24 protein-coding genes and 1 pseudogene are annotated in these 24,886 nt (G+C 68.7%); 13 read left to right on the forward strand and 12 right to left on the reverse strand.

Annotated elements, in window-relative coordinates:
- Positions 1 to 42 precede the first annotated feature (42 nt).
- From OOK40_RS24500 to OOK40_RS24525, 6 genes are all read right to left on the reverse strand, one after another.
- Positions 43 to 1,209, reverse strand: coding sequence for a hypothetical protein (locus OOK40_RS24500; RefSeq protein ID WP_266485788.1), 1,167 nt, complete (start codon positions 1,207 to 1,209; stop codon positions 43 to 45).
- A complete protein-coding gene (locus OOK40_RS24505) occupies positions 1,206 to 2,000 on the reverse strand; it encodes a PP2C family serine/threonine-protein phosphatase (RefSeq protein WP_266485790.1) in 795 nt (264 codons plus the stop codon). Before OOK40_RS24505 ends, OOK40_RS24500 begins: the two co-directional genes overlap by 4 nt.
- A 15-nt stretch (positions 2,001 to 2,015) precedes the next feature.
- Entirely contained in the window at positions 2,016 to 2,780 is a 765-nt protein-coding gene (locus tag OOK40_RS24510; RefSeq protein WP_266485792.1) for a hypothetical protein, read from the reverse strand.
- Entirely contained in the window at positions 2,770 to 3,729 is a 960-nt protein-coding gene (locus OOK40_RS24515; protein ID WP_266485794.1) for a hypothetical protein, read from the reverse strand. Before OOK40_RS24515 ends, OOK40_RS24510 begins: the two co-directional genes overlap by 11 nt.
- Before the next feature lie 89 nt (positions 3,730 to 3,818).
- Positions 3,819 to 4,274 (reverse strand): hypothetical protein, encoded by a 456-nt coding sequence (locus OOK40_RS24520; protein ID WP_266485796.1) that lies wholly within the window; start codon positions 4,272 to 4,274, stop codon positions 3,819 to 3,821.
- The gene (locus tag OOK40_RS24525; RefSeq protein ID WP_266485798.1) at positions 4,261 to 5,256 is read right to left on the reverse strand and encodes a serine/threonine-protein kinase; all 996 of its coding nucleotides are present in this window, start codon (positions 5,254 to 5,256) and stop codon (positions 4,261 to 4,263) included. The genes OOK40_RS24520 and OOK40_RS24525 overlap by 14 nt, the downstream gene beginning before the upstream one ends.
- A gap of 50 nt (positions 5,257 to 5,306) precedes the next feature.
- On the opposite strand from OOK40_RS24525, the gene OOK40_RS24530 reads away from it, so the two are divergent.
- The 4 genes from OOK40_RS24530 (at position 5,307) to OOK40_RS24545 (ending at position 8,791) form a co-directional block, all read left to right on the forward strand.
- The gene (locus OOK40_RS24530; protein ID WP_266485800.1) at positions 5,307 to 5,507 is read left to right on the forward strand and encodes a hypothetical protein; all 201 of its coding nucleotides are present in this window, start codon (positions 5,307 to 5,309) and stop codon (positions 5,505 to 5,507) included.
- Positions 5,508 to 6,165: 658 nt separating this feature from the next.
- Positions 6,166 to 6,699, forward strand: coding sequence for a GTP cyclohydrolase I (gene folE / locus OOK40_RS24535; RefSeq protein WP_266485802.1), 534 nt, complete (start codon positions 6,166 to 6,168; stop codon positions 6,697 to 6,699).
- A gap of 199 nt (positions 6,700 to 6,898) precedes the next feature.
- On the forward strand, positions 6,899 to 8,065 hold the full coding sequence (locus tag OOK40_RS24540) for an MFS transporter (protein ID WP_266486593.1): 1,167 nt from the start codon (positions 6,899 to 6,901) through the stop codon (positions 8,063 to 8,065).
- A 72-nt stretch (positions 8,066 to 8,137) separates the two neighbouring features.
- Entirely contained in the window at positions 8,138 to 8,791 is a 654-nt protein-coding gene (locus tag OOK40_RS24545; protein WP_266485807.1) for an NUDIX hydrolase, read from the forward strand.
- Between the two features lie 111 nt (positions 8,792 to 8,902).
- On the opposite strand, the gene OOK40_RS24550 is transcribed toward OOK40_RS24545, so the two are convergent.
- Complete coding sequence (locus OOK40_RS24550; protein ID WP_266485819.1) at positions 8,903 to 10,273, reverse strand: DNRLRE domain-containing protein; 1,371 nt, start codon at positions 10,271 to 10,273, stop codon at positions 8,903 to 8,905.
- 316 nt (positions 10,274 to 10,589) lie between these two features.
- On the opposite strand from OOK40_RS24550, the gene OOK40_RS24555 reads away from it, so the two are divergent.
- The 4 genes and pseudogenes from OOK40_RS24555 (at position 10,590) to OOK40_RS24565 (ending at position 13,883) form a co-directional block, all read left to right on the forward strand.
- The gene (locus OOK40_RS24555; protein WP_266485822.1) at positions 10,590 to 11,930 is read left to right on the forward strand and encodes an MFS transporter; all 1,341 of its coding nucleotides are present in this window, start codon (positions 10,590 to 10,592) and stop codon (positions 11,928 to 11,930) included.
- Between the two features lie 5 nt (positions 11,931 to 11,935).
- On the forward strand, positions 11,936 to 12,925 hold the full coding sequence (locus OOK40_RS24560) for a hypothetical protein (RefSeq protein ID WP_266485825.1): 990 nt from the start codon (positions 11,936 to 11,938) through the stop codon (positions 12,923 to 12,925).
- Between the two features lie 328 nt (positions 12,926 to 13,253).
- A pseudogene (locus OOK40_RS35465) lies at positions 13,254 to 13,460 on the forward strand (hypothetical protein); the annotation flags it as partial.
- A gap of 282 nt (positions 13,461 to 13,742) precedes the next feature.
- Positions 13,743 to 13,883 carry a hypothetical protein gene (locus OOK40_RS24565; RefSeq protein ID WP_266485828.1) on the forward strand — a complete coding sequence of 47 codons (141 nt, stop codon included), beginning with the start codon at positions 13,743 to 13,745 and terminating at the stop codon, positions 13,881 to 13,883.
- A 171-nt stretch (positions 13,884 to 14,054) separates the two neighbouring features.
- Here the strand turns inward: OOK40_RS24565 and OOK40_RS24570 are convergent, their stop codons facing one another.
- The 3 genes from OOK40_RS24570 to OOK40_RS24580 all read right to left on the reverse strand — a co-directional run bounded on the left by OOK40_RS24570 (position 14,055) and on the right by OOK40_RS24580 (position 17,902).
- Positions 14,055 to 15,329 carry an IPT/TIG domain-containing protein gene (locus OOK40_RS24570; protein WP_266485830.1) on the reverse strand — a complete coding sequence of 425 codons (1,275 nt, stop codon included), beginning with the start codon at positions 15,327 to 15,329 and terminating at the stop codon, positions 14,055 to 14,057.
- 435 nt (positions 15,330 to 15,764) lie between these two features.
- A complete protein-coding gene (locus tag OOK40_RS24575) occupies positions 15,765 to 16,508 on the reverse strand; it encodes an IPT/TIG domain-containing protein (RefSeq protein WP_266485833.1) in 744 nt (247 codons plus the stop codon).
- A gap of 746 nt (positions 16,509 to 17,254) precedes the next feature.
- Positions 17,255 to 17,902, reverse strand: coding sequence for a TMEM175 family protein (locus tag OOK40_RS24580; protein ID WP_266485836.1), 648 nt, complete (start codon positions 17,900 to 17,902; stop codon positions 17,255 to 17,257).
- A 294-nt stretch (positions 17,903 to 18,196) separates the two neighbouring features.
- Between OOK40_RS24580 and OOK40_RS24585 the strand changes: the two genes are divergently transcribed.
- The 4 genes from OOK40_RS24585 to OOK40_RS24600 all read left to right on the forward strand — a co-directional run bounded on the left by OOK40_RS24585 (position 18,197) and on the right by OOK40_RS24600 (position 21,973).
- Positions 18,197 to 18,862, forward strand: a complete 666-nt coding sequence (locus tag OOK40_RS24585) for a hypothetical protein (protein ID WP_266485839.1) — start codon at positions 18,197 to 18,199, stop codon at positions 18,860 to 18,862.
- Positions 18,863 to 18,974: 112 nt separating this feature from the next.
- The gene (locus tag OOK40_RS24590) at positions 18,975 to 19,220 is read left to right on the forward strand and encodes a ferredoxin (RefSeq protein WP_266485841.1); all 246 of its coding nucleotides are present in this window, start codon (positions 18,975 to 18,977) and stop codon (positions 19,218 to 19,220) included.
- Entirely contained in the window at positions 19,210 to 20,601 is a 1,392-nt protein-coding gene (locus OOK40_RS24595) for an NAD(P)/FAD-dependent oxidoreductase (protein WP_266485843.1), read from the forward strand. The genes OOK40_RS24590 and OOK40_RS24595 overlap by 11 nt, the downstream gene beginning before the upstream one ends.
- A 142-nt stretch (positions 20,602 to 20,743) precedes the next feature.
- The gene (locus OOK40_RS24600) at positions 20,744 to 21,973 is read left to right on the forward strand and encodes a cytochrome P450 (protein WP_266485845.1); all 1,230 of its coding nucleotides are present in this window, start codon (positions 20,744 to 20,746) and stop codon (positions 21,971 to 21,973) included.
- A gap of 134 nt (positions 21,974 to 22,107) precedes the next feature.
- Here the strand turns inward: OOK40_RS24600 and OOK40_RS24605 are convergent, their stop codons facing one another.
- On the reverse strand, positions 22,108 to 23,610 hold the full coding sequence (locus OOK40_RS24605) for an MFS transporter (protein ID WP_266485847.1): 1,503 nt from the start codon (positions 23,608 to 23,610) through the stop codon (positions 22,108 to 22,110).
- Between the two features lie 137 nt (positions 23,611 to 23,747).
- Between OOK40_RS24605 and OOK40_RS24610 the strand changes: the two genes are divergently transcribed.
- Positions 23,748 to 24,188, forward strand: a complete 441-nt coding sequence (locus tag OOK40_RS24610) for a MarR family winged helix-turn-helix transcriptional regulator (RefSeq protein WP_266485850.1) — start codon at positions 23,748 to 23,750, stop codon at positions 24,186 to 24,188.
- A gap of 42 nt (positions 24,189 to 24,230) precedes the next feature.
- Here OOK40_RS24610 and OOK40_RS24615 read toward each other — a convergent pair whose 3' ends face one another.
- Positions 24,231 to 24,839 (reverse strand): hypothetical protein, encoded by a 609-nt coding sequence (locus tag OOK40_RS24615; RefSeq protein WP_266485852.1) that lies wholly within the window; start codon positions 24,837 to 24,839, stop codon positions 24,231 to 24,233.
- Positions 24,840 to 24,886: the final 47 nt, after the last annotated feature.

The following is a 24,886-nucleotide window of genomic DNA, read 5'->3' on the forward strand; positions in this document are numbered from 1 at the left end:
TCTGGGTTGGGGCGCGCGGCTCGCTCCGGACTGGCCGCTACTTCACAGCACCGCCACCAGGATGATCAGCACGAGGACGGCGACGAGGACCGCCACGGTCTTCGCCGAGGGCTTCCACTCGTCCTGACCGTGCGGCACGGCGCCCGCCGGGCCTCCAGTGCCTCCGGGGACTGTCGACGGCGGGTTGAACACATCCTGCCCGGTCGCCGCCGCGCGGGCGCACCACGGGCACGCGCCCAGATGGGAGCCGTAACTGTGACGCGGCCGCTCGCCACAGTTGCGTATCTGCGAGCGTTCGCCGTCCAGCGCTTTGAGCCACTCCTGCGCAGACGGCCGCGCGGGCGGACTCTGCACCCCTGGACCGAACGCGCGGCGCGCCAGCTCGAGCAGCGAGGGCGGCAGCACGGTCGGTTCGATCACGGCCCGCGGCACGACGACCCGGTCCGGCCACACTACGTAGGAGCAACTGGCGGCGATGTTGTCCTTGACCGTGGCCTCGGAGTCACTGTCGTGCGGTACGCCTCCGAAGGGATGGTTCCCGGCGGTCAGCAACTGGTAGATGAGGACGGCCAGTGCGAAGTCGTCACTGGACCGGGTGGCGGGACCGCCGGCCTGCCGCTCCGGAGCGGAGTAGTCCGCGGTCTGCATGAGGGACGGGAAGAGCTCGCCCGAGGCCGGATCGTTGAACGCGATCGAGTCGCAGTCGAGGAAGGTGACGAAGCCGTTCTTGTCGACGACGACGTTGTTGCTGGAGAAGTCGCCGATGATCAGCCCCTGGTGATGCATGCGCGCGGTCATGAACGCCAGATTCCAGGCCACCCCGAGCAGGAACTTCCAGTCCGTCTCCGGCGGGAAGAGCCGCAGCCGCTGCGACCGCGTGAACAGCCCGATCAGCTGCACATGGTCCGGCTCGCCGAACCGCCGCATGGCGTACCCCAGGAACTCCCCGCCGGACCCGTGGGCCAGTGCGGTGGGCCAGGCCAGTTCCGGCGGCTGGCTGCGGTCCGTGGGGCGGCCGCCCAGCGGGGACACCGTGAGCATGCTCTCCAGCCGCCGCTCCTGCTCCGCGCCCGGCGGCTCCCGGTAGAGCTTGACCACGAGATCGGCGCGGCCGAGCACGGGGAACACGGCTGCCTGGCCACCCCCCTTGAGGGGTTCCTCGGCCAGTACGACGTGTTCCGCCCCCAGATACACGCGTGGCCCGGTCATGGCCGTACCGCCCTCAGCAGGGTCTTGTCGTCGCCGTTCAGTGCGGTGAGCCGGTCCGAGCGCAACAGCGTGGCCAAGGCCTCGTCATCCTCCTCCGGGACGGGCCCCGGCTGGTCGAGGGAGCGCAGCACAGCCGAGGCAAAGGAGGCGTTCGGCGCCTGCGGACGCCCGCCGGACCAGGACAGCGCCGCCTGCGCCAGCCCGTCCGTGGACAGCAGCACACCGTCGATCCCGTCGTCGCGCACACAGTCGACCTGCGTCCGCTGCTCGGCGTCGGGCGAGGTGAGAAACACGGTCTCGTTGCTGTACTCGCTCACGATGTCCGGCTGGGGGAGCAAATGGAACTGCGGCTCGCCGTCCTCTGTTCCCGCACGCAGGATCACGAAGCCGTCGCCGACGCTGACATGCCCGAGCCAGGACGGCGTGAGCACCACCACGGTGAGCGTCGTGGCGAAGTCATCAGCCTCGCCCCGTGTCTGCCGGAAGAACTCCTCACGCACATCGCGGAAAGCGCCGGCCAGCAGCGCGCGCACCGCCTCCCCGCTCTCCGCGGAACGCCCGGGTGCCCGCCGCCCGAACCGTGCCGTTGCCAGTTGTACGGCGAGCTTCGAGCCCTGATCGGAACGCGGGCGGCTGCCTGCCCCGTCGGCGACCGCCAGGACCTCCACGGGCGCATGGGGCGGACCCGTGACGACATGGTGCCAGGCATCCTGGCACGGGACTCCCTCCCGCCGGTGGCGGTACCCCTCCACGCTCAGCCCGTGCAGCCTCCACCCGGCCCGCCCGTCCACGATCCCCGCCCCCGCTCAGGATTCCCAGGCCGGGCGCTGTGTCTTGAACTGGCTGAAGATCTTCTCGAAGACCTCGTCGCCGGCGCCCTTCTGCTCGGCGTTCGCACTGGCCGACATCATCTGCAGCAGTTCCCGGAACGGGAAGCCCTGCAGCCGGGCGTTGAACGTTGGAGCCAGGGCCCGCAGGACGTCCTCGCCCCGCTCTGTGATTCCGCCGACCCCGATCGCGTAGAAGCGGAAGTGCCGTGCGTCCTGCTCGGCTCTCAGTACGGGGACCAGCCGCCGCCACGCCTCGGTCTGATGCCCTGTCGCGTCCGTCGGCAGCCCGTCCGTCACCATGCAGATCTGCGGGCGGTAGTACTGCAGGCCGCTCTGCCGCAGCTCGGTCTTGCGCGATGCCACGATCCGCATGGTCAGCTCAAGCGCTTCGGTCATCAGCGTGACCCCGGAGGCCACGAACTGCGGCGAACTGAACATGTGCGCCGGTACGAACGGGCTGGTCGGCGTCCGGGGGTCCAGCAGATGCGGTCCCTTCCAGGCGCCCACACCCTGCCCGCCGAAGGTGACCACGGCGACCTCGACGCTGTAGCTGAGGCTGACGTCGTCGTGCAGCTCCTGCGTCCACCCCCGCAGTGCGTCGTTGAGCATCTGTATGGGCGGGCCGGCCATGGAGCTGGAGATGTCGAGACACAGCACCAGGGGAAGGCGCTGGGCGTTGTTCTCGAACTCGATGTCGGCGTACTCCATCGGAAGTGTCTTGGGCGGCTGGTCACTTCGCATGGCTTCTCCTGGTCTCACGGCTTGCGGACGGGAAGGCCAGCAGCACTCCCGACTCCTGCTCGGCGACGTCGACGAGGCAGCCGAGGGCCGACGGCGCCCGGTCGTCGTCGGCCCAGGTCGCCCGGTGCAGGCAGTGGTCGAGCTCGACGTACCCCTGGGGATGGAGTTCCGTGCGTACGATGGCCGATCGCAGCGGACCGGCCGGTACGACGACGGGGCGGCGGGCACGCCGTGGGGCGTGCGGGAGCGGTGCCGGGGCGGCGGCGCGGCCACCGGTGGCGAGGACGGGCGGGTGAGAGTGGTACGCCGCTGCCTTAGGCCCCTTGGAGCGCCGGACGGCCCAGGCGAAGACGAGTACCAGCGCGGCCAGCGCCGCGGTGAGCGCGACCAGTACCCAGTCCGGACCCGCGCTCTCGGTCTCCGGTGTGATGACCGCGTAGCGGTCGGCGGCCAGCTTCCCCTTGATGAGTTCGCTGCCACTGACCGGGCCGGAGGCTGCCTTGTTGCACAGGGCGTCGCACGCGTCCGCCTTCTTCAGCGCCGCGACGGTCCCGCTGTCCAGCTGCGTGATGACGCTGTCCGCACCCACGATCCGATGGCCGGCCAGCACGAGGAGCACGGTCCCGCCCGCGCCGCTCTCGCTCTTCGGCGGGAGGGTGACGACCAACTCCCCGCTCTTGAAGGCCTTTTTGTGGCGGACCAGTTCCAAGCCCTTCGCCGCGACGTCGAGACGCAGCGGCTGATGCAGCGTCACGACGACCGTGCGGCCGCCGCCGGCCTTCGCGGCGTCGGACCAGCAGCCCAGCAGGTTGACCCCGAGGCCGGGGCGGTCGGCCTTGCACGTGGCCGTGGCGTCCGCCCAGGAAGAAGAAGCGCCGGGAATCGCCGTCGCGATCAGCAGTGCAAGGAATGCGGTGAACAGCGACGCGCCCACCCGTTTCCGGCCCATCTTGCCCCCCTGCGGCCCGGGAATTCACCGTGATTCTACGGTGAACCGACTGCTCTTGAACCGGTATTGGCGTAAATAACTCCCCGCTCTCAGAGCCGGAAAACCTGATGGCAGCGGGTGAACATCTGGCGGGCCCGCCCAGCCCAGTCGGTGGCCAGCGTGTTGAAGTCCGACTGCGTCATCCTGCAGGTCAGCGGCAAGGAGCAGACGCCCGCAAGGCAGGGCTGCGGCCCTCGGACGTCCCAGACGGACAGCATGGGGAGCAACTGTTCGGTATTCCAGGCGTTCGCCGCTGCGGCGGCCAGCGCCAGCTGTTCGGGCTTGAGGAAACGGCCGTCCGTCATGAAGGCGACGAGCAGTCTGGTCGTCGTCATAAACCTCACTGTCACCACCCGTCCCACCTCTGGAAGATTGAATTCCATGGAGACGGACGTGGTGTCCGCGACGGATTGGATATTGCTCGCGGCCGTCCAGCCGTCGACCAGTCGCCGCCAGTTGGTGCCCAGTTCCAGTCCGCCGCCCGCTGCCGTCTCAGCCTCCCGCACGGCTCACCGCCTCGACCACCAGGCGGTCGGTCAGCCCGGCGTCCAGCAGTGCCTGGGCATGCAGCAGCAGACAAGACGGAATGGAGGTCCCCGCCGAACCGGCCCGTCGGCCTGCCAGTTCGCCCGTACGTACACGAATGGAATCGGCGACGGACGGGGGCGGCCAACTGGACTGCGTGGGGCTCGGCAGCAGAAGCTCGTCCAGTAGCGCGGCGAGCGCGGGCCGGGACTCCGGTCTCTTCGCCAGACACCGCCCGATCAGCTCGCGCAGCCCGTCCGGGACCGCGTCCAGCGCGGGCTCCTCGTGGACGACCCGGTACAGCAGCCCCTGACCGCCTCCGAAGGGGCCGTTGCCGGTGGCGGCGAAGGCCAGCACCCCGCCCAGCGAGAAGACATCGCTCGCCGGACCGGCCGGCACCCCGGTCATCTGCTCGGGCGACATGAACGCGGGCGTACCGATCAACATTCCGGGACGGGTGATCGCACTGGACCCGGCGAAGCGCGATATCCCGAAGTCGATCACGCGCGGCCCGTCCTCGGCCAGCAGTACGTTGGACGGCTTCAGGTCCCGGTGCACCAGCCCGGCGGCATGAATCACCTGCAGCGCCTCCACCAGCCCCGCGCCCAGCCGCCGCACTTGCGACTCCTGGAACGGCCCGTGCCGGGTGACCGCCTCCGCCAGGGAAGGACCGGGCACATACACGGTGGCCAGCCACGGCAGCCGCCCGTCTGTATCGGCGTCGATCACCGCGGCGGTGAACGCCCCGCTCACCGCCCGCGCGGCGGCCACCTCGCGGGCGAAGCGTCTGCGGAACTCCTGATCGTCCGCAAGCTCAGGCCGTACGACCTTGACGGCCACCGCCCGCCCGCTCGGTGAACGCCCCAGATAGACCCAGCCCATCCCGCCTGAACCTAACCTGCCCACGATCCGATAGGGCCCGACGCACTGCGGATCGCTCACCGGTGTGCGCAACTCCGCCACCCCCGCTCCAAGGTTTCGGCGGCCTACGCAAACCGCCGTGGATAGGCAGATTGTTCCGCGAAATCCCTGTCGGCGTTCCCTCCACGCGCATATTCGCCCGCGGCGTCAGCGATCCCGCCCGGCGGCCCGGTGACGGCACGGCCGAACAGGCGGGCCCGGACCTGCTGTTCTGCCGTGTCGACCGCTCGGGCCACACCGCGATCCCGGCGGTGGACGGCGCGCACGCGTCCTTGGTCACGACGGTCTGGTGAGCGCCGTTTCCGGAGATGGCCTCCTTGCGCAGACAGGTCGTGTCCGTGGCTTCCAGGCCGAACGTCGCGTCGAACGGCTGGCGTCGGTTGCTCGGGTAGGTGCCGTCGCCGTAGGTGAAGGGCGACGGACGGGAGTCCACAACCATGGCCTGGCCGCAGCCGGGATACGGCTGCGAGGAGGGGTCGTCACCGTAAATTCGCTGCGACTTTCGGTGAGCCGCGCGACGGTCGGTCACAGCTTCCGGAACGCTGGAAACCGACGATCTCCGGTCCGGTCCGCATCGCCGCCGCGCCGACTGCCTGCTGGTGGGGCACGGACTGGCCCGTACCCGACTTGAGAGTGCCGGACCGCCCTGGGGCGCAGTGTTGTTGCATTGCGCGACGGGCAGAATGAGCGGGCCGTGCTCCGGCGCTCAACAGGCGGTTCTTCTTTGCCATTCGGGCGCCGGGTTCCCCCTATTCACCTGGTTCAAGCGTCGGGGAAACGTTACTTTTCTCCGCGGCTTTGAGTACTTAGGTATTAGCATATGACCCGCGAATTGGGCTGATCGAGTGTCAGCCAAGCGGGCGATGTTCTCAACGAATGCAACTGGGTGGATAGTGAAATAACTCCACCGGGTTTCGGATCCCTTGGTGGAAGTGGGAATGGAGGCCGCAGGTGACCATTGAAGACTGGCTCAAAACCAATGTAACCACCGACACGAGGGCGCTCGGCTGGTACAGCGGCCCGGAGTGCGAGGACCGCATCGTCCGGGCATATCGTGAGCTGCTGAGCGGCTACGAGATCGACACCTCAAAGATCCTCAAGACCACCTGCCTGGTGGACGGCGAGCACACCGGCGTGGTGCGTGTCCAGGAGAACAACTTCTTCTCGATCTGCGCCCACCACTTCCTGCCGTTCTTCGGGAAGGTCGACATCTCCTACGTCCCCGGCGACCGCATTCTCGGACTCGGGAAATTCCCTCGCCTGGTCCAGGCGTTCAGCCGGCGCTTCCAGATCCAGGAGTACCTCGTCAAGGAGATCGCTGAAGAGATCATGTCCTCCGGCGGCGCAAAAGCCGTGCGAGTCACCTCCCGTAGCCGCCACCTCTGCATGTGCAGCCGTGGTCCCTCCGACCAGACCGTGACCACCGACACCTCATATGTGGCGGGCCATCAGGAGTTGCTGGCCAAGTTCGGCCTCGACGACTGATCCGGACTCGCGTGGCGGGAGGTGCGCAAGGCATCGGCCCTCCCGCCACGCGCACCGGTCACCCGGCCCTGGACGACCGCCGTGCGGGACAACATGCAAGCCAGCACAAGGAGAACCCGTGCGCCACAGGACGAGAGGCAGTCACCGCCGCGTGCCGGCGTCACCCTGGAAGTACGTTGTGGCGACATGGCTCGCCGGCGTGGTGGCGGCAGTCGGCCTGGGTGCCGTCTCACCGGCGGGATCCGCCCTGCGTTCGTCACTGGGGTTGTCAGCCGGTGAACTCGCCTGGGCCACATCGAGCATTACGGCTGTGAGCGCCGTCCTCGGCATCCCGGCGGGATGGTGGATCCGCCGCTTCGGCGCCCACCGGGCTCTGTCCTGGGGCCTGTTCGTCATGTCGGTTGCAACTGCCACGAGCGCGACCGCCGGATCCTGGGGTCTGCTGCTGGTGTCGCGCGTCGCGGAAGGAGTCGGCTACCTGCTGGTGTTCGTGGCAGGTCCGGTCGTTCTCACCCGCATGACGCAGGGCGGCATCCGATCGGCAGCGCTCGCGTTGTGGGGGACATGCGTTCCGATGGGTCTGGCCATCGCCGCGGCCACGGGCGGAATACTGGCATCCCAGTGGACGTGGAACCGATGGCTGGCCCTCACAGCGCTCGGTCCGTTGATCATGGCCGGAGTGCTCACCGCCGTCCTGCCTCGGCTGCCGAGGACGCCCGTGCAGCACCCTCGTCGCGCAGCCGGCACCTGGAACGGGGCGCTGAGGCTCGGCGCGGCGTACGGAAGCCTGTCGCTGGTCGGCGTCGGCGCGGTGATGGTCCTCCCGCTCTTCCTCATCGAGCGCCGAGAGGTAACGCCGACGGTGGCCGGCACCGTGGTGGCACTCGTCTGCCTGGGGAGTGCGGTCGGCGGGCTTGCCGCCAGCTGGCTGCTGCGGCGCGGCTGGGCCCTCTCCTCGCTCGTCCCGCTGGGCGTACTGATGCCGGTAGCCAGCCTCCCCGCCTTCTCGGCCGAATTCCCACTCGCGGTCAGCGGCGCCGCCGCCACGCTTGTTCTCCTCGTCGACGGACTGCTGATCTCCTCAGTCTTCGCTGCCGTCCCGGCCGCGGTGAGCCGTGCTGAGCATGTCGATGTCGCCAATGGCATCCTCAACCAACTCGGAAGTGTGGGAATGCTGTTGGGACCACCGGTCTTCGGCCTGGCAATCGCTGTGGCGGGATGGGGCGCCGTCGCTGCCGCGACCTTGGTCTTCGGCGGACTCGGCACAGTCCTTCTGCTGACGGGCGCCCGCACGTCCGCGACCGCCAAGGCAGGCGGCGTGCGGAAGGCGCCGGACGTCAGGAAGCCCAACCGCAACAGAATCTGACCGAGCCACGGCTGTGGGGATTCCCGAATGCCGTACGGCTGACGGCGGCCTTCTCCTTGAAAGGGGGCGGGGATGAAAATCGACTTCCTCCCGCTGCGGGACGACACCCATGGCGAGTATTGCCTGTACTGCCACGCCGAGACCGTCGAATGGATCGTCGTGGACGGAAGGAAACGGTGCACCTGCGGTTCGTGCGGCCGTGAGGCGGAAAGAGCCGTCGTCGTCGATCCCCGCATCTGCTGGTGGACAGATTCAGACGGCGAGTACTGGCATGAGAGTGCCGGCGTATTCGTAAGGGACCCACGAGGGAGATTTCTCTTCTTCCAGAGAACTGCCTTTCCCTACCGTCTGACCGTACCCGCAGGCCATGTCGAACGGGGAGAGGACCCCAAGCGCGCGGCAGCGCGGGAGCTCTGGGAGGAAGTAGGAATCCGCGACGCGCACGGTGACCTCCGGCTCATTGCGGACGAGCATCTCAATGGAGACATGTGCAGAAGGGGCTCCGACGCCCATCGTTGGCACGCCTATCTGCTGGACGTCGACGACCACCGGGCAGCCGGAGCGCAGGGGGAATTGACCGTGAACGAGGAGGGTGAGGCGCCCCTCTGGCTCACTCTTGACCAAGCACTCGCCTCCCGGCCGACGTTCGCCGTGGAACACATTATCGATCGCTATTCCGACAGACTCCTGCACGCCGCCGGGCGCCCTCCCGCGGAGGGGCTGTGAAGCGAACGTGGAGGCTGGCCGGAGCGGGGGATGTACGCCGTGCGAGCAGTCAGCGGGGGCCGTCCGTGGCTTGGTTGCGGACAGCCCCCGCGTCGTGCGAGAGGTGATCACTCAGTGGCAGCTGGTGGTGCCGTTGTCGCTGTAGGTCTTGCCGGCCTGGGGCACGAACTGCCAGTCGTAACTGTTGGAGTGCAGGGTGAACTTGAGCACGCCGTAGGTGTCGCTGTTGCGGGCTTGGCTGTTGGGCAGGATGGTGCCGAAGCTGTAGTGGCTGGCGCCGCCCATGCCGGCGACGAAGTGCCGGGCGCCGCGGGCGGTGTCGAGCTGACCGCTCGGGTTCATTTGAGCGAAACGCTCGTACTGGTGGTTGTGGCCTGTGACGATCACGTCGGCGTTGTTGTCGTAGAGCGCCTGAACGAGAGGGCCCGTGGAGGTTTCAGGAGCATGGTTGGCGCCCGACGTGAACCGTGGCTTGTGCCAGTAGGCGAGTGTGCACGGCTTGGTGCTGCCGGCCAGGTCTGACCGCAGCCACTGCTCCTGCGCCGAGCCGACGGACATGCTGACCTCAGAGTTCAGTGAGACCACGTGCCAGCTGCCCAGGTCGTAGGAGTAGTAGCCCCGCCCGGAGGGTCCGGCGACGGCGCCGTAGTAGCCGTAGTAGCCCGTGGCGCCTGAGGTGTTGTAGTCGTGGTTGCCCGGCGCCGGCTTGGTGCGCGCCTTGTGACGGCCCCACGTCGGGTCGTAGTACGTGGCGAACTCCGAGGCCGTGCCGCTGTCGTAGACGTTGTCACCGGCGGTGAACACCGTGCCCGGGATGCCGTCCAGCAGATTGGCGGTCGCGGTGTCGCCGGAGCCGGAGTTGGAGATGTCGCCTGCGCCGACCAGCACCGGGTCGCCCGAGGGCGGAGGGGTGGAGGTGGGGCTCGGCGACGGGCCGGTGCCGGTGGTGATAACCAACTGCGGGGCGTCGGCGCCGCTCTCCCGCGAGTCGTAGTAGGCGCCGTCGGAGCTGGACGAGGTCGCGCCGATGCTGAAGGTGCCGTTGCCGGTGACCAGCGAGGTCACATCGATCTCGTACCACGTGTCCTTGGTGACCGAGCCGACGCTGCCCAGGGTCGCGCCGTCGATGGCAGGCTTGTTGTTCCAGGTCGTGCCGGTCTCCGACCACGTGGTGTTGGTCATCGCCCGATACGTGCCGCCGGTGTTGCTGCCGCTGTTGCTGCTGACCGTGCGGATCCGCAGCTTGGCATTGGTCACCGCCCCGGTCAGACCGCTGACGGTGAACTTCAGGAACGACTGGCGCACCGGAGAGTTGTCGACCACGAACTGGGTCGACGTGCCGTAGTTGGTGGACGGGGTGCTGCCCTGCACATACGTGTCGGCAACGGGGGTGAAGGTGGAAGAGGCTGCGGTGGCCGCGGGGGCGGTGGTGAGCAAGGCGGCGATGGCGGCGGTCGTCAGCGCGACTGCTCCGCCTGCCATCGCTGCTCTCCGGAAGTGGCGGTTGCCCATCAGGTGATCCCATCTGAAGTGAGGGCTGTGGAGCGCGTCAGGGAACCTAGGGGCTCTCCGCGGCCATCACCCGCCGATTGGATGAACGTTGTGCGTGCTGTCGGCGAGGTCTTTTCGCGCCCCCTCACATGTTCTGACGGGCTGTGAGTCAGCCACTGCTGTTCATGTCCTGCTGTTCATGTCCTGCATGCCTGTTCGCCGACTGCCGTGGGTGGTTCACGCGTTGCGGACACCGGACGATGGGCCGTCGTCGTCGCGATCGAGTGCCGCCGCAGACGGACGCTCCGTGGGCGGTCGCCGTCGCCGCGGCGGCTCCTACCCGCTCGCCCAGTGCATGCCGCAGGAGGTGCGCAACCGCGTGTACCTGTCGACAATCGGCTGGTTCAAGGGGGCCGTCGGCACAGAGGGGTCCGGCAAGCTCCGACGACCCGTGCTCAGCGCCAACGTCTTCGCTCTCGGAGCGGTCAGCCTGATCACCGACATCTCCGCCGAGATGGTCACCGCAGTCCTTCCCCTCTACTTGGTACTCGGCCTTCAGCTGAGCCCGATGGCCTACGGAGTCATCGACGGGACCTATACCGGCGCCACGGCGCTGCTGCGGATCGTCGGCGGATACGTCGCCGACCGGACACGCAGCCGCAAGGCAGTGGCAGGCGTGGGTTATGCGCTCTCGGCCGTGGCCAAGCTCGGCTTGCTCGCGGCAGGCCGGTCGGTCGCCGCGGTCGGCCTGGTGATCGCTGTCGACCGGACGGGAAAGGGACTGCGCACGGCACCTCGGGACGCACTGATCACTCTGTCGACGCCACCGGACGCCCTGGGCCGGGCCTTCGGCGTGCACCGGGCGATGGACAGCGTTGGCGCCTTCCTCGGCCCGCTGGTGGCCTTGGCAGTCCTCGCCGCCGCCGGCCAGTCCTTCGACGCGGTCTTCGTCACCAGCTTCTGCATAGCCGTCCTCGGGGTCGTGGTTCTGGTGCTGTTCGTCCGCGACCGGCGCGACCTGCAACCCGCGGCCAGGCCTCTCTCACCGCGCGGCGCCGCATCGCTGCTGCGGTCCGCGCCGGTCCGCCGCCTCGTCCTCGCCGCCTGCCTGCTCGGACTGGCCACCGTCGGCGACGGCTTCGTGTACCTGCTGCTGCAGCGACGCGAAGAGCTGAGCACAGGCTGGTTTCCGCTGCTCGCAGTCGGCACCAACCTCGCCTATCTGCTGCTCGCCGCTCCCATCGGCGTCCTGGCCGACCGGGTGGGCCGACTGCCGGTGATGCTGTGCGGTTACACCGCGCTGGTCGCCGTCTATCTGCTGCTCTTCGGACCACTGGACGGATGGCCGCTGATCGTCCTGACGCTCGGCCTCTACGGCATCTTCTACGCCGCCACCGACGGCGTGCTCATGGCGCTGGCCGGCCCGCTGCTGCCCGAGCGGCTGCGCACCACCGGCATCGCAGTCGTCCAGACCGGTCAGGCACTGGCCTACCTCGTCTCCTCGGTCCTGTTCGGGATGGCCTGGCAGGCGTGGGGCCCTGCCACCGCCAGCCGGATGGCCGCCATAGGCGTAGTCGTGGCGATCGCCGCCACCGCGGTGCTGCTTGCTCGCCTACCCACCACCGTCGCCCAGGAGGTATCCAGTTGAGCGCCATGACCCAGCGGACTCGGATCACCATCCTCGTGGCCGCCACGGCGGTGCTCGCCGCCGTCGCCGTCGCCTACATCAACCTGGCCGCCCACCGGACCAGCGCCTCCGGCAACACCGCTGATCCCCTCACCGCCACCGCGGACCGCGCGACGCTGGCTCCCGGCCCACGACTGCTGGTGGTCAGCAACCGCCATCTCGCCACTGTCTCCCGGGAGGACCCGGGCGGACCGCGGACGGTCGCTCCGCTGGAGTGCGTCCGCGTCTACGCCGCGGCAGGCACCGGCGTCTGCATCCGTCCCGACTCCCCGTGGTCCTACCACCTGGTCGTCCTCGACCAGGAGCTCCATGAGAAGCGCGCGGTCCCGGTCCCCGGGCTGCCCAACCGAGCCCGGGTCTCGGCCAGTGGCCGCATGGTGGCGTGGACCACCTTCGTCGGCGGCGACTCCTACAGCGGCGGCGGCTTTTCCACCCGTACCGGCATCCTCGACACCCGCACCGGCGCGCTCGTCACCACACTGGAGAAGTTCGCGGTGACCAGAGGAACGCGGCCCTACCAAGCCGCCGACGTCAACTTCTGGGGTGTCACCTTCACCGCCGACGACAACCGGTTCTACGCCACGATGTCCACGGCCGGCCGCCGGTACCTCGTCGAGGGCGACTTCGCCGCCAGAACCGTGCGGACACTCAAGGAGAACGTCGAGTGCCCGTCGTTGTCACCCGATGGCACCCGCATTGCGTTCAAGCAGGCCATCGGCGCCGACCCCACCCGCGGCTGGCGGCTGTCCGTGCTCGAACTGGCCTCGATGCGGGTGACGACGCCGGCCGAGACCCGCAGCATCGACGACCAGGCAGCCTGGCTCGACAACGCCACGCTCGCCTACACGGTGCGTAACAGCAGCGGCGATCCCGACGTCTGGTCCGCGCCGGCCGACGGCTCCGGCGCACCTCGCCTACTGGTCCCCGGCGCGGAGTCCCCGGCCGCACTCGGCTGACCGGGCACCCCCGGGCAGTGGGCGGGTGTGGTGTATCGGGCGGACAAGCGCAGCCGACGCAGGGTGGTGCGCGGAAACGAGGAGAATGCATATTCGGATTTTACGTGTCATAGCGTGCTTATCGATGGGATATACGTTTTCCTCTTTACCTATCCCCTTGATTGCGGAAGCACGACGGAAGGCATGGTGGTTGGGCATGGGAAGGATTGCGGTCGCACCACTGGTCCTGGCAGCGATGAGCCTGGGCCTGGCGTGCAAGCTGTCGGAACCCGCAGCGGCAACCCAGAGGCCAACGAGCGCCGCGCCATCACGGGCTGCTGCCGCGCAGATGCCGAACGTGCCCCGGACGGCCGTCCGAGGGGACGTCACGGCCAGGAAGGGCCTGAGCATCCGTGCCCTGCCCACGGCCAACTCCACCAAACTGGGCGGGTACTCCGCAGGCGCCGAGATCAGCATCTTGTGCGAGGCGCACGGCCAGGACGTAGGCGGAGACACCACCTGGTACAGACTCGCCAACCGCTCCGGCTGGGTCGCCGCCCGCTACGTCCATGCCACACGCCCCGTACCGCCGTGCGACAAGCCGGGGCCCACGGGGCACGGGCCGACCGGACCCACGGGACCCACCGGGCACGGACCCACTGGTCCCACCGGACCCATTGGCCGCACCGGACCTACGGGACCCACCGGCCCTACGGGTCCCTCCAACACTGCCAACATCACCCCGGTATACACAGCCCCCCGCACACTGGGACCTGGACAGACCACTGCTTTGGTCGCCGTCTGTCCGGCCGGTCAAAGAGCCATCTCCGGCGGCTGGATGGCAGGCGACGAAGTCATCCCCGTGAACAACTACCGCAGCACAAGCTCCAACCCTGACGACAGTTGGACCGTCAACTTCCACAACCTCTCCAGCACGCAGCAATACTCCATCACCGCCATCGCCTATTGCTCGCCGTGACCGCACCGGGGGACCGCAGTGTTCACCTGGCGATCGTGTCGCTCGATCCCAACCGGCTACGGCCAGGTTCGCTGGACCAGCCGCTGGAAGACCGCGCTGAACGCCCTCGACAGCGGTCATGTCGAACGCTTGCAGGTCCGTTTCCAGCGGCTGGTACGGGCGGGGCGCAGGTCAGATGGCCGGGCCGGCGATGCGGGTATAGGTCAGCCCGTTGCTGACGCCCGCGGCAGTGGCGACCGTTACGGTGACGGCTCCTGCGGCGCCCGCAGGGGTGAGTGCAGTGACCTGGGTGGGGGAGAGCACGGTGAACGCTACAGGGGTGCCGCCGAACAGGACGCTGGTGGTGGTGGTGAGGTTGGTTCCGGTCAGTGCGATCACGTTGCCGCCACTGGCGGGTCCCTGGTTGGGAGTCAGGCTGGTGAGGATGGGGGCTGCGAGGTACGTGTAAGCGAGGGCGTTGCTGGTGCCGCCGGGGGTGGTGACTGTGACGGCTGCGGCGCCGGCCGCGTGGGCGGGGGTGACGGCGGTGATTTGGGTCGGGGAGTTGACGGTGAACGATGTGGCCGCCGTCGCGTCGAAACGCACCGCTGTCGCGTTGATGAATCCGCTTCCGGTCAGGATCACCGTGGTACCGCCCGCCACCGTTCCGGAGGAGGGCGCGATGTCTGTAGCCGATGGCGGTGCGGCGTAGAAGAAGTAGGCGGGGGGACTGTCGGGGTTGCTGGTGCCGCCGGGGGTGGTGACTGTGACGGCTGCGGCGCCGGCTACGTGGGCGGGGGTGACGGCGGTGATTTGCGTGGGGGAGTTGACGGTGAACGATGTGGCCGCCGTCGCGTCGAAGCGCACTGCTGTTGCCCCCGTGAGGCTGGTGCCGGTGAGGGTCACCGTGGTGCCGCCGGCGGTTGGGCCTTGGGTGGGGGCCAGGCTTGAGAGCACGGGGGCGGTCACGTAGGTGAAGGTTTGGGAGTTGCTGGTGCCGCCGGGGGTCGTGACTGTGACGGCTGCGGCGCCGGCCGCGTGGGCGGGGGTGACGGCGGTGATTTGGGTGGGGGAGTTGACGGTGAACGATGTGGCCGCTGTTGCGTCGAAGCGGACCGCTGTTGCGCCTGTGAGGTTGGTGCCGGTGATGGTCACCGTGGTGCCGCCGGTGGTGGGCCCTTGAGTGGGAGCCAGGCTGGTGATGGAGGGTACTGCCGCGTAGGTGTAGGTGACGGTCTGGGCGCTGGTGCCCTGGCTGGTGGTGACAGTGACATTGACTGCGCCCGTCCCGGGGGGAGTCACCGCGATGATCTGTGTGCTGCTGGTGACGGTGAAGGATGCGCCGGCGGTGGTGCCGAACCGGACGGCTGTCGCGCCGGTGAAACCGGTACCGGTCAGAGTGACTGTGGCCCCCCCGGAAGAGGGTCCCTGGTTGGGACTGACAGAGGACAAGGTGGGGGCAGCCATGGTTGTACTCCTTCACGCATCACTTGGGGCAAAGCCGCACGAGGCATAGGTGTGCTGGGCGAATTGGACGGTGTTGTAGATGAGTTGGAGCTCGCGGCGGGCAAGCCCAGTACGACGCGGTTGGGCATTTCCGGCCGCTGCCATCAAGGGCGGAAGCGGATGGACACATGCCCGGCACGTCGTCCCTGCCGTGGCCGGCGATTGAGTCGGGCTGTCAGCGGAATATGGGTCAGCGCCGAGCACGACCACCCACTCACCGAGCCCACCGCCAGGTAACGACAATTCAGATGCCGGTGAACGAGACTCGGGTGAAGACGGCTGCTGTGTGCCGGAGTTCACCGTTGGCGGGGAGCGCCCGGGCGCGAGTGGATGCCTACGCCCGGGCCTCTTTCACTGTCCGGCCCGGTGGTCAATCGGATGCCGGAAAACGCCGACTCAGATGCCCGGACCGCCTACGTAGGTGAAGCCGCCGACCTCCGTGGCGCTGCCGCCGGTGGTGGTGACGACGACGTCGACTGCGCCTGCGGTGCCGGTCGGTGTGACCACGGACACGGTGGTGCTGCTGACCACGGTGAACGGCGCAGTTACGCCGTCGAAGGTGATCGACTGGGTGGTGGACAGGTTGGTGCCGGTGATTGTCACTGCGGTGCCGCCGGAGGTCGACCCGGAGTTGGGGGACAGCGTGGTGACCGTGGGCGTGTCCACGTAGGTGTAGGACAGGCCGTTGTTGGTGCCGCCGGCTGTGGTGACGCTCACGCTGACCGCTCCGGGCCCGGCCCCTTGCGGGACGACGACGCTGAGCTGGCTGTCGGAGATCACCGTCGGGGTCGCGGCGTTGGCCCCGAAGTTGACGGCAGAGGCGGTGGAGAGCCCAGTACCGTTGATGGTGACTGTGTTCGTGCCCGCTGTGGGCCCGGAGGTGGGGCTCAGCACGCTCTTGAACGGGGCGCCGATGTAGAAGAACGACAGCGGATTGCTGGTGCCGCCCACTGTGGTAACGGTGACGTCGACCACGCCGGCCCCGGACGGGGAACCGACCGTGACCGACGTGGGGGTGTTGGCAGTGATGGTGGCCAGCTTGCTGCCGAACTTCACGGCAGTGGCGTTGGCGAGGTTGACGCCGGTGATGGTGACGGTGGTGCCGCCACCGGTGGATCCCTGGTTCGGGCTGATGGGCATGGGTGTACCTCCAGAAGATGGCAACGCGTGCGATGGTTGGAGGAGTGTCTTGTCCCAGCGGCCGGGCATCGCCACTCCTCAGCAAGCGATGCACCCGCCCTGGACCTGGCACAGCACGGGGTGGGAAGCACTGTGGTGCGCATGCGCCCGGATCCTCCGCAGCCGATCGACCACATCGACTCGGTCAGGACATGCGCCCGGGCTTGGTCGCCCGCGACTGGGGCGCCCCTGGCTCAGGCCATCGGGATGGGGGTGGGGGCAGGGAGACCGCTCGAGCGACGGACAACTCCTGACCACGCTCGAGCGCGCCGCACCGGTGGCAGGTCCTGTCCTGTGTGATTGCCGCTAGCTCAATCGCACTACGCAGCTTGGGCGAACGACGGACTGGCCATCGTTTGGCCTCGAAGAGGAAAGATGAACCTGCGGTTCCGGTACGCCTATTACTCCAGGTGAGCGAGCCCGTCCACAACCCCCCTGACGCCGCATCACCCGAAGGGCGGAGTCCCTGCACATACTTTCTTCCCGCCCAGATGGTTTCACGGCTGGACGACGCAGTTCTGCGACGAATGGCGGGTCGCCCGCGCCGCTGACCTGCGCCGGGCGCGCGCGGCTGGTACTTCCAGCGCGGCATCGGCGCACTGCCCGCGGCGTTTCGGGACCTCTCGCCGCTGGTTGACACATCGTCCTCCGAGACGAGTCGGCGCAGAGGCCCCCGACAGGCCTCCGAAGAGATCCGTAACGGAGTCCTACGGGGCGTCGGCCTGCTGGTCGGCCGAGCGCAGGCGCTTGGCCCGCTTGCCCGTCACCGTCTTGACTGGGATCAGCACCGCCCACCACAGCTTCGCAGCGGTCGGGGAGACGAAGGCGAGCGGCACGGCGACGGCGAAGACCAGCACCGTCGACGCCAGATCGGCCACATCGTTGCGTACGACGGGATCAGGCAGCGCCTTACCCAGCCACGGGCGCTTCCACAAAGCGACCGCAAGCGCGAGTTGTGTGGCGCCCATGGCCGCGACGGCGCCGGAGTAGACGGCCACCGACTGCGGCTCGTCCCCGTACTCGGCCAGCAGGGTGGTAGGGAAAGGCATCAGGGCGATCAGCGCCAGGCTCAGCAACCCGAGCCTGATGATCACCGCGTCCACCTTCTGCGTGTACCGGAAGATCTGGTGGTGGCCCCGCCAGAAAGCAGCGATGACCAGAAAACTGAGGGCGTACGCCCAGACGTTGGGCATCACATCCCCCAGCGCATGCTCGAAACCGGCGGGGTCCAGCCCGGGGGGCAGCGTGATGTCCAGCGCCAGCAGCGTCATCGCGATGGCGAACACGCCGTCCGACAGCGCCAGGAGTCGGTCCGCGCTCCCCTCGTCGTCCCGCACTCGCTGGTGGTCACTCACAGCCCCTCACCTTAGGGTTGAATGCCCGGGAATGATCGGATTGATCAACCCGAGGGTGGCGCCCCCCTTGACGAAGCTGCCGGGGTTGCGCAGGCGGCACCGTCCCACGCCGGTCGCGACCTCGTTCGTACGCACGTCGATGAGCCCGCGATGCGCCCGGTACCGCTCGCCGCGTGTCACCCTCACGCGCGCTCGGGGTGGCGCAGACACGAGTAATGGGTTCTTTCTGGTTGCAGTGGTCCGTCCCGGTGTCGGGTGTCCCACGGACGCGGAGAGGAAGCGAGCCGGCCGCCCATGGTGAGAAGACATCAGGCGCTGCGTACTCCGCTGGCCGCGGGCCTGGTGGGCATCATCTTCGCTCTGTTGCTCAGCGCCGCCATCATTCTGGTCCGCCTGACGCTGCCCGATCCGGGTGAGGCGAGCGGCGACTGGTTCTCCGATGCCTCGCGGCGGCGCACGGTGCAGACGGCGCTCGGCCTCATCCCGTTCGCGGGCATTTTCTTCCTCTGGTTCATGGGCGCTGTACGCGCACGTATCGGGGACGCGGAGGACAAGTTCGTCGCCACCGTGTTCCTGGGCAGCGGTCTGCTCTTCGTGGCGACCCTCTTCGGCGCCGCGGCGGCAGCGGGAAGCCTGCTGGCCGCGGCGGGTGCCTCCGGGGCCGGCTCCGGGCCGCAACTGCAGTCGTTCGGCCAGCACTTCACCTACGGGCTGCTGACGACGTATTCGATGCGCATGGCAGCGGTGTTCACCCTGTCGACCTCCTCCATCGGGCACCAGCTCGGAGTCCTTCCCCGATGGCTGTCCATCCTGGGCTATCTCGTCGCACTGACGCTGCTCTTCGTGACGGACAGCATCGCCTGGTCGGAGCTGGTCTTCCCCCTGTGGGCCCTGGTTGTCAGCCTGCACATCCTTGTGGCCGGTCTGCGCCGGCGGTCCGCATCGGTCTCCTCGGCGTGACGCGCTGTTCCCGGGCGATGTGGACCCATGACGCTTCTGGCCCGTCTGTGCTCGCGACAACACGACAACACCCGCAAGCTGAGGAACGGAACCACTGGAAGGGCGCACCTTGATGAGGCTTGTCGTCGATCTGAACCGCTGCCAGGGATATGCGCAATGCGCGTTCCTCGCGCCCGATGTCTTCGCCATGCACGGCGACGAGGCACTGCTGTACACCCCGCAGGCCGACGCCGAGCAGAGGGAGCACATGGCACGTGCCGTTGCCGCGTGCCCCGTCCAGGCCATCCTCGTGGAGGGCCTGGACGAAACGGCCGGTGCTCCCCCCGCCCACGCCGAGGAGGCATCCCGTGGACGGTGACCGCCAGCTGGAATGGTTGAGGCGCGAGGGACGGATCGTGATCGTCGGCGCCTCACTGGCCGGCTTGAGGGCCGCGGAGACGCTGCGGGACGAGGGCTTCGCCGGGTCCCTCACGCTGATCGGGGACGAGCCGTACGAGCCGTACGACCGGCCGCCCCTGTCCAAGCAGGTCCTGCTGGGGAAGGCGGCAGCCGACCGCACCGCGCTTCCCCGGCGACGGGACCCGGAGGCGCAGTGGCGCCTCGGGGTCGCGGCCACCGGTCTCGACATGGCGGCGAGGCGGGTGCAACTCGCCGACGGCGACGAGGTGCCGTACGACCGGCTGCTGATCGCGACCGGTGTCCGGTCCCGTCCGTGGCCGAACGAGAGCGAGGCGGAACTCGACGGGGTCTTCGTCCTGCGCACCCGCGACGACGCGGCTCGGCTGCACAGCCGGCTCACGCAGGGACCACGCCGAGTGGTCGTGATCGGCGCGGGATTCACCGGCTCGGAGATCGCCTCCGCCTGCCGGGAGCGGGGAGTTGCGGTCACCGTCGCGGAACGCGGCGCCGCGCCCCTGGTCGGTGCCCTCGGCGGTGTGATCGGCGATGTGGCCGCACAGATGCAGCGCGAACACGGTGTGGACCTGCGCTGCGGTGTCATGATCACCTCGCTGGAGGGTGACTCCGCGGGGCGCGTGCGCTCCGTCCACTTTTCCGATGGTGCCGCGGTCGAGGCGGACATCGTGGTCGTCTCGCTCGGCGCGACCCGCAATACGGAATGGCTGGCCGGATCCGGACTGGGTGCGGGCCCCCGTGGCATCGCGTGCGACGCGGGCTGCCGGGCCTTCGACATCCGGGGCATCGTGACCGACGACGTCTTCGTCGCCGGCGACGTGGCGAGGTCCCCGCACCCGCTGTTCGGGTACCAGTTCCTGTCCCTGGAGCACTGGGGCAACGCCGTCTCGCAGGCCGAGATCGCCGCGCACAACATGGTCAGCGCCGGTGCGGACCGACGCCCGCACATGTGGGTGCCGGCCTTCTGGTCCTCACAGTTCGGGGTGAACATCAAGTCGGTCGGGGTGCCGTCCATGGGCGAGGAGATCCTCATCAGCCAGGGTGCACTGGCGGAGCGCAAGTTCACGGGAGTGTACGGACACCAGGGCCGCGTCATCGGCGCCGTCGCCTTCGACAACTCGCGGTGGCTGCCGTTCTACCAGCGGCTGATCGAGTCGACCGCGCCGTTCCCGCCGCCGTTCCCGACTCTGGACAGGCGTTCCGACGGACAGCGTCCGCTCCCGGCCGATTTCCCCGACCCCTCCGTGCCCACCCACGGCCCCACCGTCACCCTCAGCGGCTACTCGCCCGCCGACCGGCGACTGGTCTTCACCCCCGGCCGATGACGACCGCGAGCCGTCCGGCGACCGCGGGACGCCCGATGGCGGCCCCTCCTGTCCGGGTCCGACCGGGGCCGGACCGCGCCACCACCCGAACTGTCTCCGGCAACGTCTCCACGGCCGGCGCCCACGCCCCCAAGGACCTGTCATGACGTCACTCCTGCGGCAGATCACCGACTATGCCAACCGCGCCAACCCCTACCCCCTCTACACGGAGCTCCGAAAGACGCCCGTGGCCCACGAAGAAGACGGCCCGTACGTCATCAGCACCTACCACGACATCCACAGCCTGCTGCACGATCCGCGGATCAGCTCCGAGGCCCGTAATCTCTCCGCGCCGGCGGCCGACGAGCTGCAGCAGCCGCAGGAGGAGACGAGCCTGCCGCCCGGGTTCCTGCGGCTCGACCCCCCTGAGCACGACCGGCTGCGCCGTATGACGAACCGCCCCTTCGGGCCGCCGCACAGCCCCCGGCGCGTCGAGGGCATGCGCCCGGAACTCGGTGAGATCGTCTCCGGTCTCATCGACGGTCTCGGGAACGGAGGCCGCATCGACCTCGTCGACCAGTTCTCCTATCCCTTCCCCGTGACGGTGATCTGCCGACTGCTCGGGGTGCCGCGTGAGGACGAGCCACGCTTCCACAGCTGGGCCGACACCCTCGCCGCCAGCCTGGATCCCGCCCCGAGCGAGGACCACGCCGAGCGGGACCGCATCGCGAAGGAGGCCAGGACGCAACTGGGCATGTACCTGGCCGCGCTGATTGAGGAGCGGCGCAAGGCGCCGCGTGACGACATGCTCTCCGCGCTGGTCAACGGCGGTGGACCGGACGGAGCCATGACGACGATGGAGGTGCTCAGCACCGCGGCCCTGCTGCTGATCGCAGGCCATGAGACGACGGTCAACCTGATCACCAACGGGATGCTCACCCTGCTGCGCCACCCCGATGTCCTTCAGCGCCTGCGGGACGAGCCGCGCCTGGCCGTGCCGATCGTGGAGGAGCTGCTGCGTTACGAACCGCCGGTGCAGTTGCTGCCGCAGCGCACACCGATCGCCGACATTGAGGTCCGCGGTGTCACCATCCCCAAGGGATCGTCGTTGTGGTTGGTTCTGGCGTCGGGCAACCGTGACCCGCAACGCTTCGAGGACCCCGATCGCTTCGACCCCGACCGGAAGGACATCCAGCACCTGGGACTCGGCAGCGGTATCCACAGCTGCTTCGGCGCACCGCTGGCTCGCCTCGAGACCCAGATCGCCCTGTCCGAGCTCGCCCGCAGGCTCGACAGTCCCCGCCTGGTGGAAGATCCTCCGCCCTACCGCCAGAACGCCGTCCTGCGGGGACCCCGCCATCTGACCATCGAGTTCGACGGCCTGCGCGCCTAGTGAGGCGGGTGACGAGACGGTCCTGTACGCGGGCGGGCCTTCCCGCCGAAGTGGTGGCTTCGGCGGGAAGGCCCGCAGCACGCCCGGAACGGCATCCGAAGCGTGCCCGGGCCCCGGAAGGGCCCGGGCAGGGTTCAGCGGGCGTTGGCCGGCACGTGCGCCTGCTGCGCCGCGGGCGCCTTGCCCGCCTCGACGACCCGGTGGCCCTGCTGTCCGCGCAGGCCGAGCCAGCTGATCAGCGCCACCAGCGCGAAGGCGGCGGCCCCGATGCCGAAGGTGAGGGTGAACGCGGATTCGGCGGGCAGCGGCGGCACACCTGCCGGCAGGTGCTCGATGGTCTTGGAGGCCAGGATCGTGGTGACGATGGCGCTGCCGATCGCGCTGCCGGTGGAGCGGGAGATCGAGTTGATGCCGTTGGCGATGCCGCTCTGGTGGTGCGGAACGCTCGCCATGATGACGGCGGGCATGGCGGCGTAGCCGAAACTGACGGCCGCGCCCACGATGAGGCCGGCGCCGATCACCGAGGCGGTGTGGGCGTGGTCGAGGGCCAGCCAGCCGAAGCCGACGGCTCCGAATGCCGCGGCCATGCCGAGCACGTACCGGGGGCCGCGTTGGCGGACCAGCCGGCCGCCGACGGGCGACGCGAGCAGCGAGACGATCGCGCCGGGCAGCAGGAACTGGACGGACGCGCGCAGGATGGAGGCGTCGAAGCCGAAGCCGGTGAGCGCCTTGGGCAACTGCACGAGGTAGGAGACGCCGAGGAAGTTCGCGAACATGCCGAAGCCGACGAGGATGCCGGCCAGGTTGGCCATGAGGACCGGGCGGTGGACGAACATTCCCATGTCGACGAGCGGCTCGCGCACCTTGCGCTCGACCAGCACCCAGACGGCGGTCATGACGGCCGCGCCGGCGAAGCTGCCCAGCGTACGGCCGGAGGTCCAGCCCCACTCGTGGCCCTGGGAGATCGGCAGCAGGAGCAGCAGCAGGGCGATGCCGAGAGTCAGCGCGCCGAGGAAGTCGGTGCGGCCGCCGGTCTTGTGCCGGGTCGCCGGGACCAGGAAGACGACGGCGAGCAGGGCGAGGACCGCGAAGCCGGTCGCCATCCAGAAGGCGTTGCGGTAGTCGGCGTCGTCGCCGGAGGTGAGCAGACCGGTGGCGACGAGCGCGAGCCCGCTGCCGAACGCGAGCGTGCCGCTGACCAGTGCCATGGCGCCGGGCAGCTTCTGCGGTCGGACCTCTTCGCGCAGGACGGAAAGGGCCAGAGGGAAGATCGCGGTGGCGGCACCCTGGAGCACCCGGCCCAGGATCAGCAGCGGCAGCGAGCTCGCGACCGCGGCGATGACGGAGCCCGCGACCATGACGCCCAGAACGGCCACCAGGGTGGGCTTCTTGCCGTGCTGGTCGCCGAAGCGTCCGAGCAGCGGGGTGAAGACGGCGGCGGACAGCAGGGTGGCGGTGGTCACCCAGCTGACGCCGGCGGTCGAGGTGCCGAGGTCGTTGCGGATCAGGCCCAGGATCGGGACCGGCAGGGTCTGCATCATCGACACGACCATGGCGGCAAGGCTCAGGGCGAAGACGATAACCGTCTCGTTCCTGTGCCGGGTGTCAGCGACGGGTGTGGGTGCGGCGGTGCTCATAGGAGTCGGGACCTTCTCAATGCTTCAGATCGCAGATGTTTGATGACATCAAGTACTTCGCAAGACGGTAGACCTTGATAGTTAAGGTAGTCAAGTAAATAATTGAGAATATGAAGCATCTTGAGTACGCTTCAACCATGCGCACCACCGCCCCGCAGGCCCCTACCAAGCTCCAGCTCCTGGAGCTGCTCGCCGCCATCGGCACCGCCCAGTGGCGTGATTTCGCGGCTGCCGCCGCCCACCACGGCCTCACCTCCACCCAGGCCAAGGTCCTCGCCCAGCTCCACGGCCCGCTGCCGATGCGCGGCCTCGCCGCTCTGCTGGTGTGCGACGCGTCGAACGTCACCGGGATCGTGGACCGCCTGGAGGCCCGCGAGCTGGTCCGCCGTGAAGCCGACCCCGCAGACCGCCGCGTGAAGAACGTCGTCGCAACCGACGCGGGCCGCGAGATCATCCGCCGCGTACGCGAGGAGATGCAGGAGACGCACGGCGCCCTCGACGCCCTGGACGAAACCGAGAGTGCGACGCTCTACGCCCTGCTGGAACGCCTGCGACCGCTGATGGAGCAGAACGCCTGACGGCCCGGCGGCCTGGGCGATCCGCTCTTCGGCCTGCGACCGCTACCTGGGAGATGTGAGCCAGGGTTCCGAGATGTCGTAGTAATTGACGTTCTGCATGAGGGACATCATCTGCTCGAATTCTTCCCTCATCTCGGCCGGTGGTTCCTTCTGCTCCCCCTCGCGAGCGGCCTTCTCCGAAGTGAAGTAGACCGCCTCGGTGAATCCACCGTCGCCGTGCAGCCCTACGGTGCCGCCGATCAGGTCCGGCCGGAACGCGGCAAGACGTTCGTCGTCGGTCGCGTCGTACATCTCACGGAAGAGGGCGGGATCGGAGACCCGCCCCTGGATGATCTGGACGAAGCCCGCGTCGTCCGATCCGCCCCGCAGGTACGACAGGACTTCACGGCAGTTGTGGAACGTGACCTCGCCGGTGAAGAGCTTCGAGGTCTCCGACCACCACGCGCTTTGCTCCGGCCGGTCGCTGTTGCGCTGCGCCGCTTCCGCCGACTCGAAGCGGACCACTCCCACGAATGTGCCTTCACCGGTCACACCCCCTGTGGAGCCGAGCCAGCCGGTAGCGCCAGCAGCAATGTCCGCCTGCCATCGGTCGAGCCGGGCCCGTAGTGCGGCGGCGTCGCTGACGTGGCCCTGGATGACCTGGATGAACATGAGCACCCCTCGTACAGATCGCCAAGCCGATGGAGCCACCGGCTCCT

The sequence above is a fragment of the Streptomyces sp. NBC_01481 genome (assembly GCF_026339995.1).
GTDB lineage: Bacteria > Actinomycetota > Actinomycetes > Streptomycetales > Streptomycetaceae > Streptomyces.

Excerpts from the sequence above, each read along its gene's own strand:
- OOK40_RS24500 (WP_266485788.1), bottom strand. The coding sequence starts at position 1,209 with ATGACCGGGCCACGCGTGTATCTGGGGGCGGAACACGTCGTACTGGCC.
- OOK40_RS24510 (WP_266485792.1), bottom strand. The coding sequence starts at position 2,780 with ATGCGAAGTGACCAGCCGCCCAAGACACTTCCGATGGAGTACGCCGAC.
- OOK40_RS24515 (WP_266485794.1), bottom strand. The coding sequence starts at position 3,729 with ATGGGCCGGAAACGGGTGGGCGCGTCGCTGTTCACCGCATTCCTTGCA.
- OOK40_RS24545 (WP_266485807.1), top strand. The coding sequence starts at position 8,138 with ATGAAAATCGACTTCCTCCCGCTGCGGGACGACACCCATGGCGAGTAT.
- OOK40_RS24550 (WP_266485819.1), bottom strand. The coding sequence starts at position 10,273 with ATGGCAGGCGGAGCAGTCGCGCTGACGACCGCCGCCATCGCCGCCTTG.
- OOK40_RS24560 (WP_266485825.1), top strand. The coding sequence starts at position 11,936 with ATGACCCAGCGGACTCGGATCACCATCCTCGTGGCCGCCACGGCGGTG.
- OOK40_RS24565 (WP_266485828.1), top strand. The coding sequence starts at position 13,743 with ATGGCAGGCGACGAAGTCATCCCCGTGAACAACTACCGCAGCACAAGC.
- OOK40_RS24570 (WP_266485830.1), bottom strand. The coding sequence starts at position 15,329 with ATGGCTGCCCCCACCTTGTCCTCTGTCAGTCCCAACCAGGGACCCTCT.
- OOK40_RS24575 (WP_266485833.1), bottom strand. The coding sequence starts at position 16,508 with ATGCCCATCAGCCCGAACCAGGGATCCACCGGTGGCGGCACCACCGTC.
- OOK40_RS24585 (WP_266485839.1), top strand. The coding sequence starts at position 18,197 with ATGGTGAGAAGACATCAGGCGCTGCGTACTCCGCTGGCCGCGGGCCTG.
- OOK40_RS24590 (WP_266485841.1), top strand. The coding sequence starts at position 18,975 with ATGAGGCTTGTCGTCGATCTGAACCGCTGCCAGGGATATGCGCAATGC.
- OOK40_RS24600 (WP_266485845.1), top strand. The coding sequence starts at position 20,744 with ATGACGTCACTCCTGCGGCAGATCACCGACTATGCCAACCGCGCCAAC.
- OOK40_RS24605 (WP_266485847.1), bottom strand. The coding sequence starts at position 23,610 with ATGAGCACCGCCGCACCCACACCCGTCGCTGACACCCGGCACAGGAAC.
- OOK40_RS24610 (WP_266485850.1), top strand. The coding sequence starts at position 23,748 with ATGCGCACCACCGCCCCGCAGGCCCCTACCAAGCTCCAGCTCCTGGAG.
- OOK40_RS24615 (WP_266485852.1), bottom strand. The coding sequence starts at position 24,839 with ATGTTCATCCAGGTCATCCAGGGCCACGTCAGCGACGCCGCCGCACTA.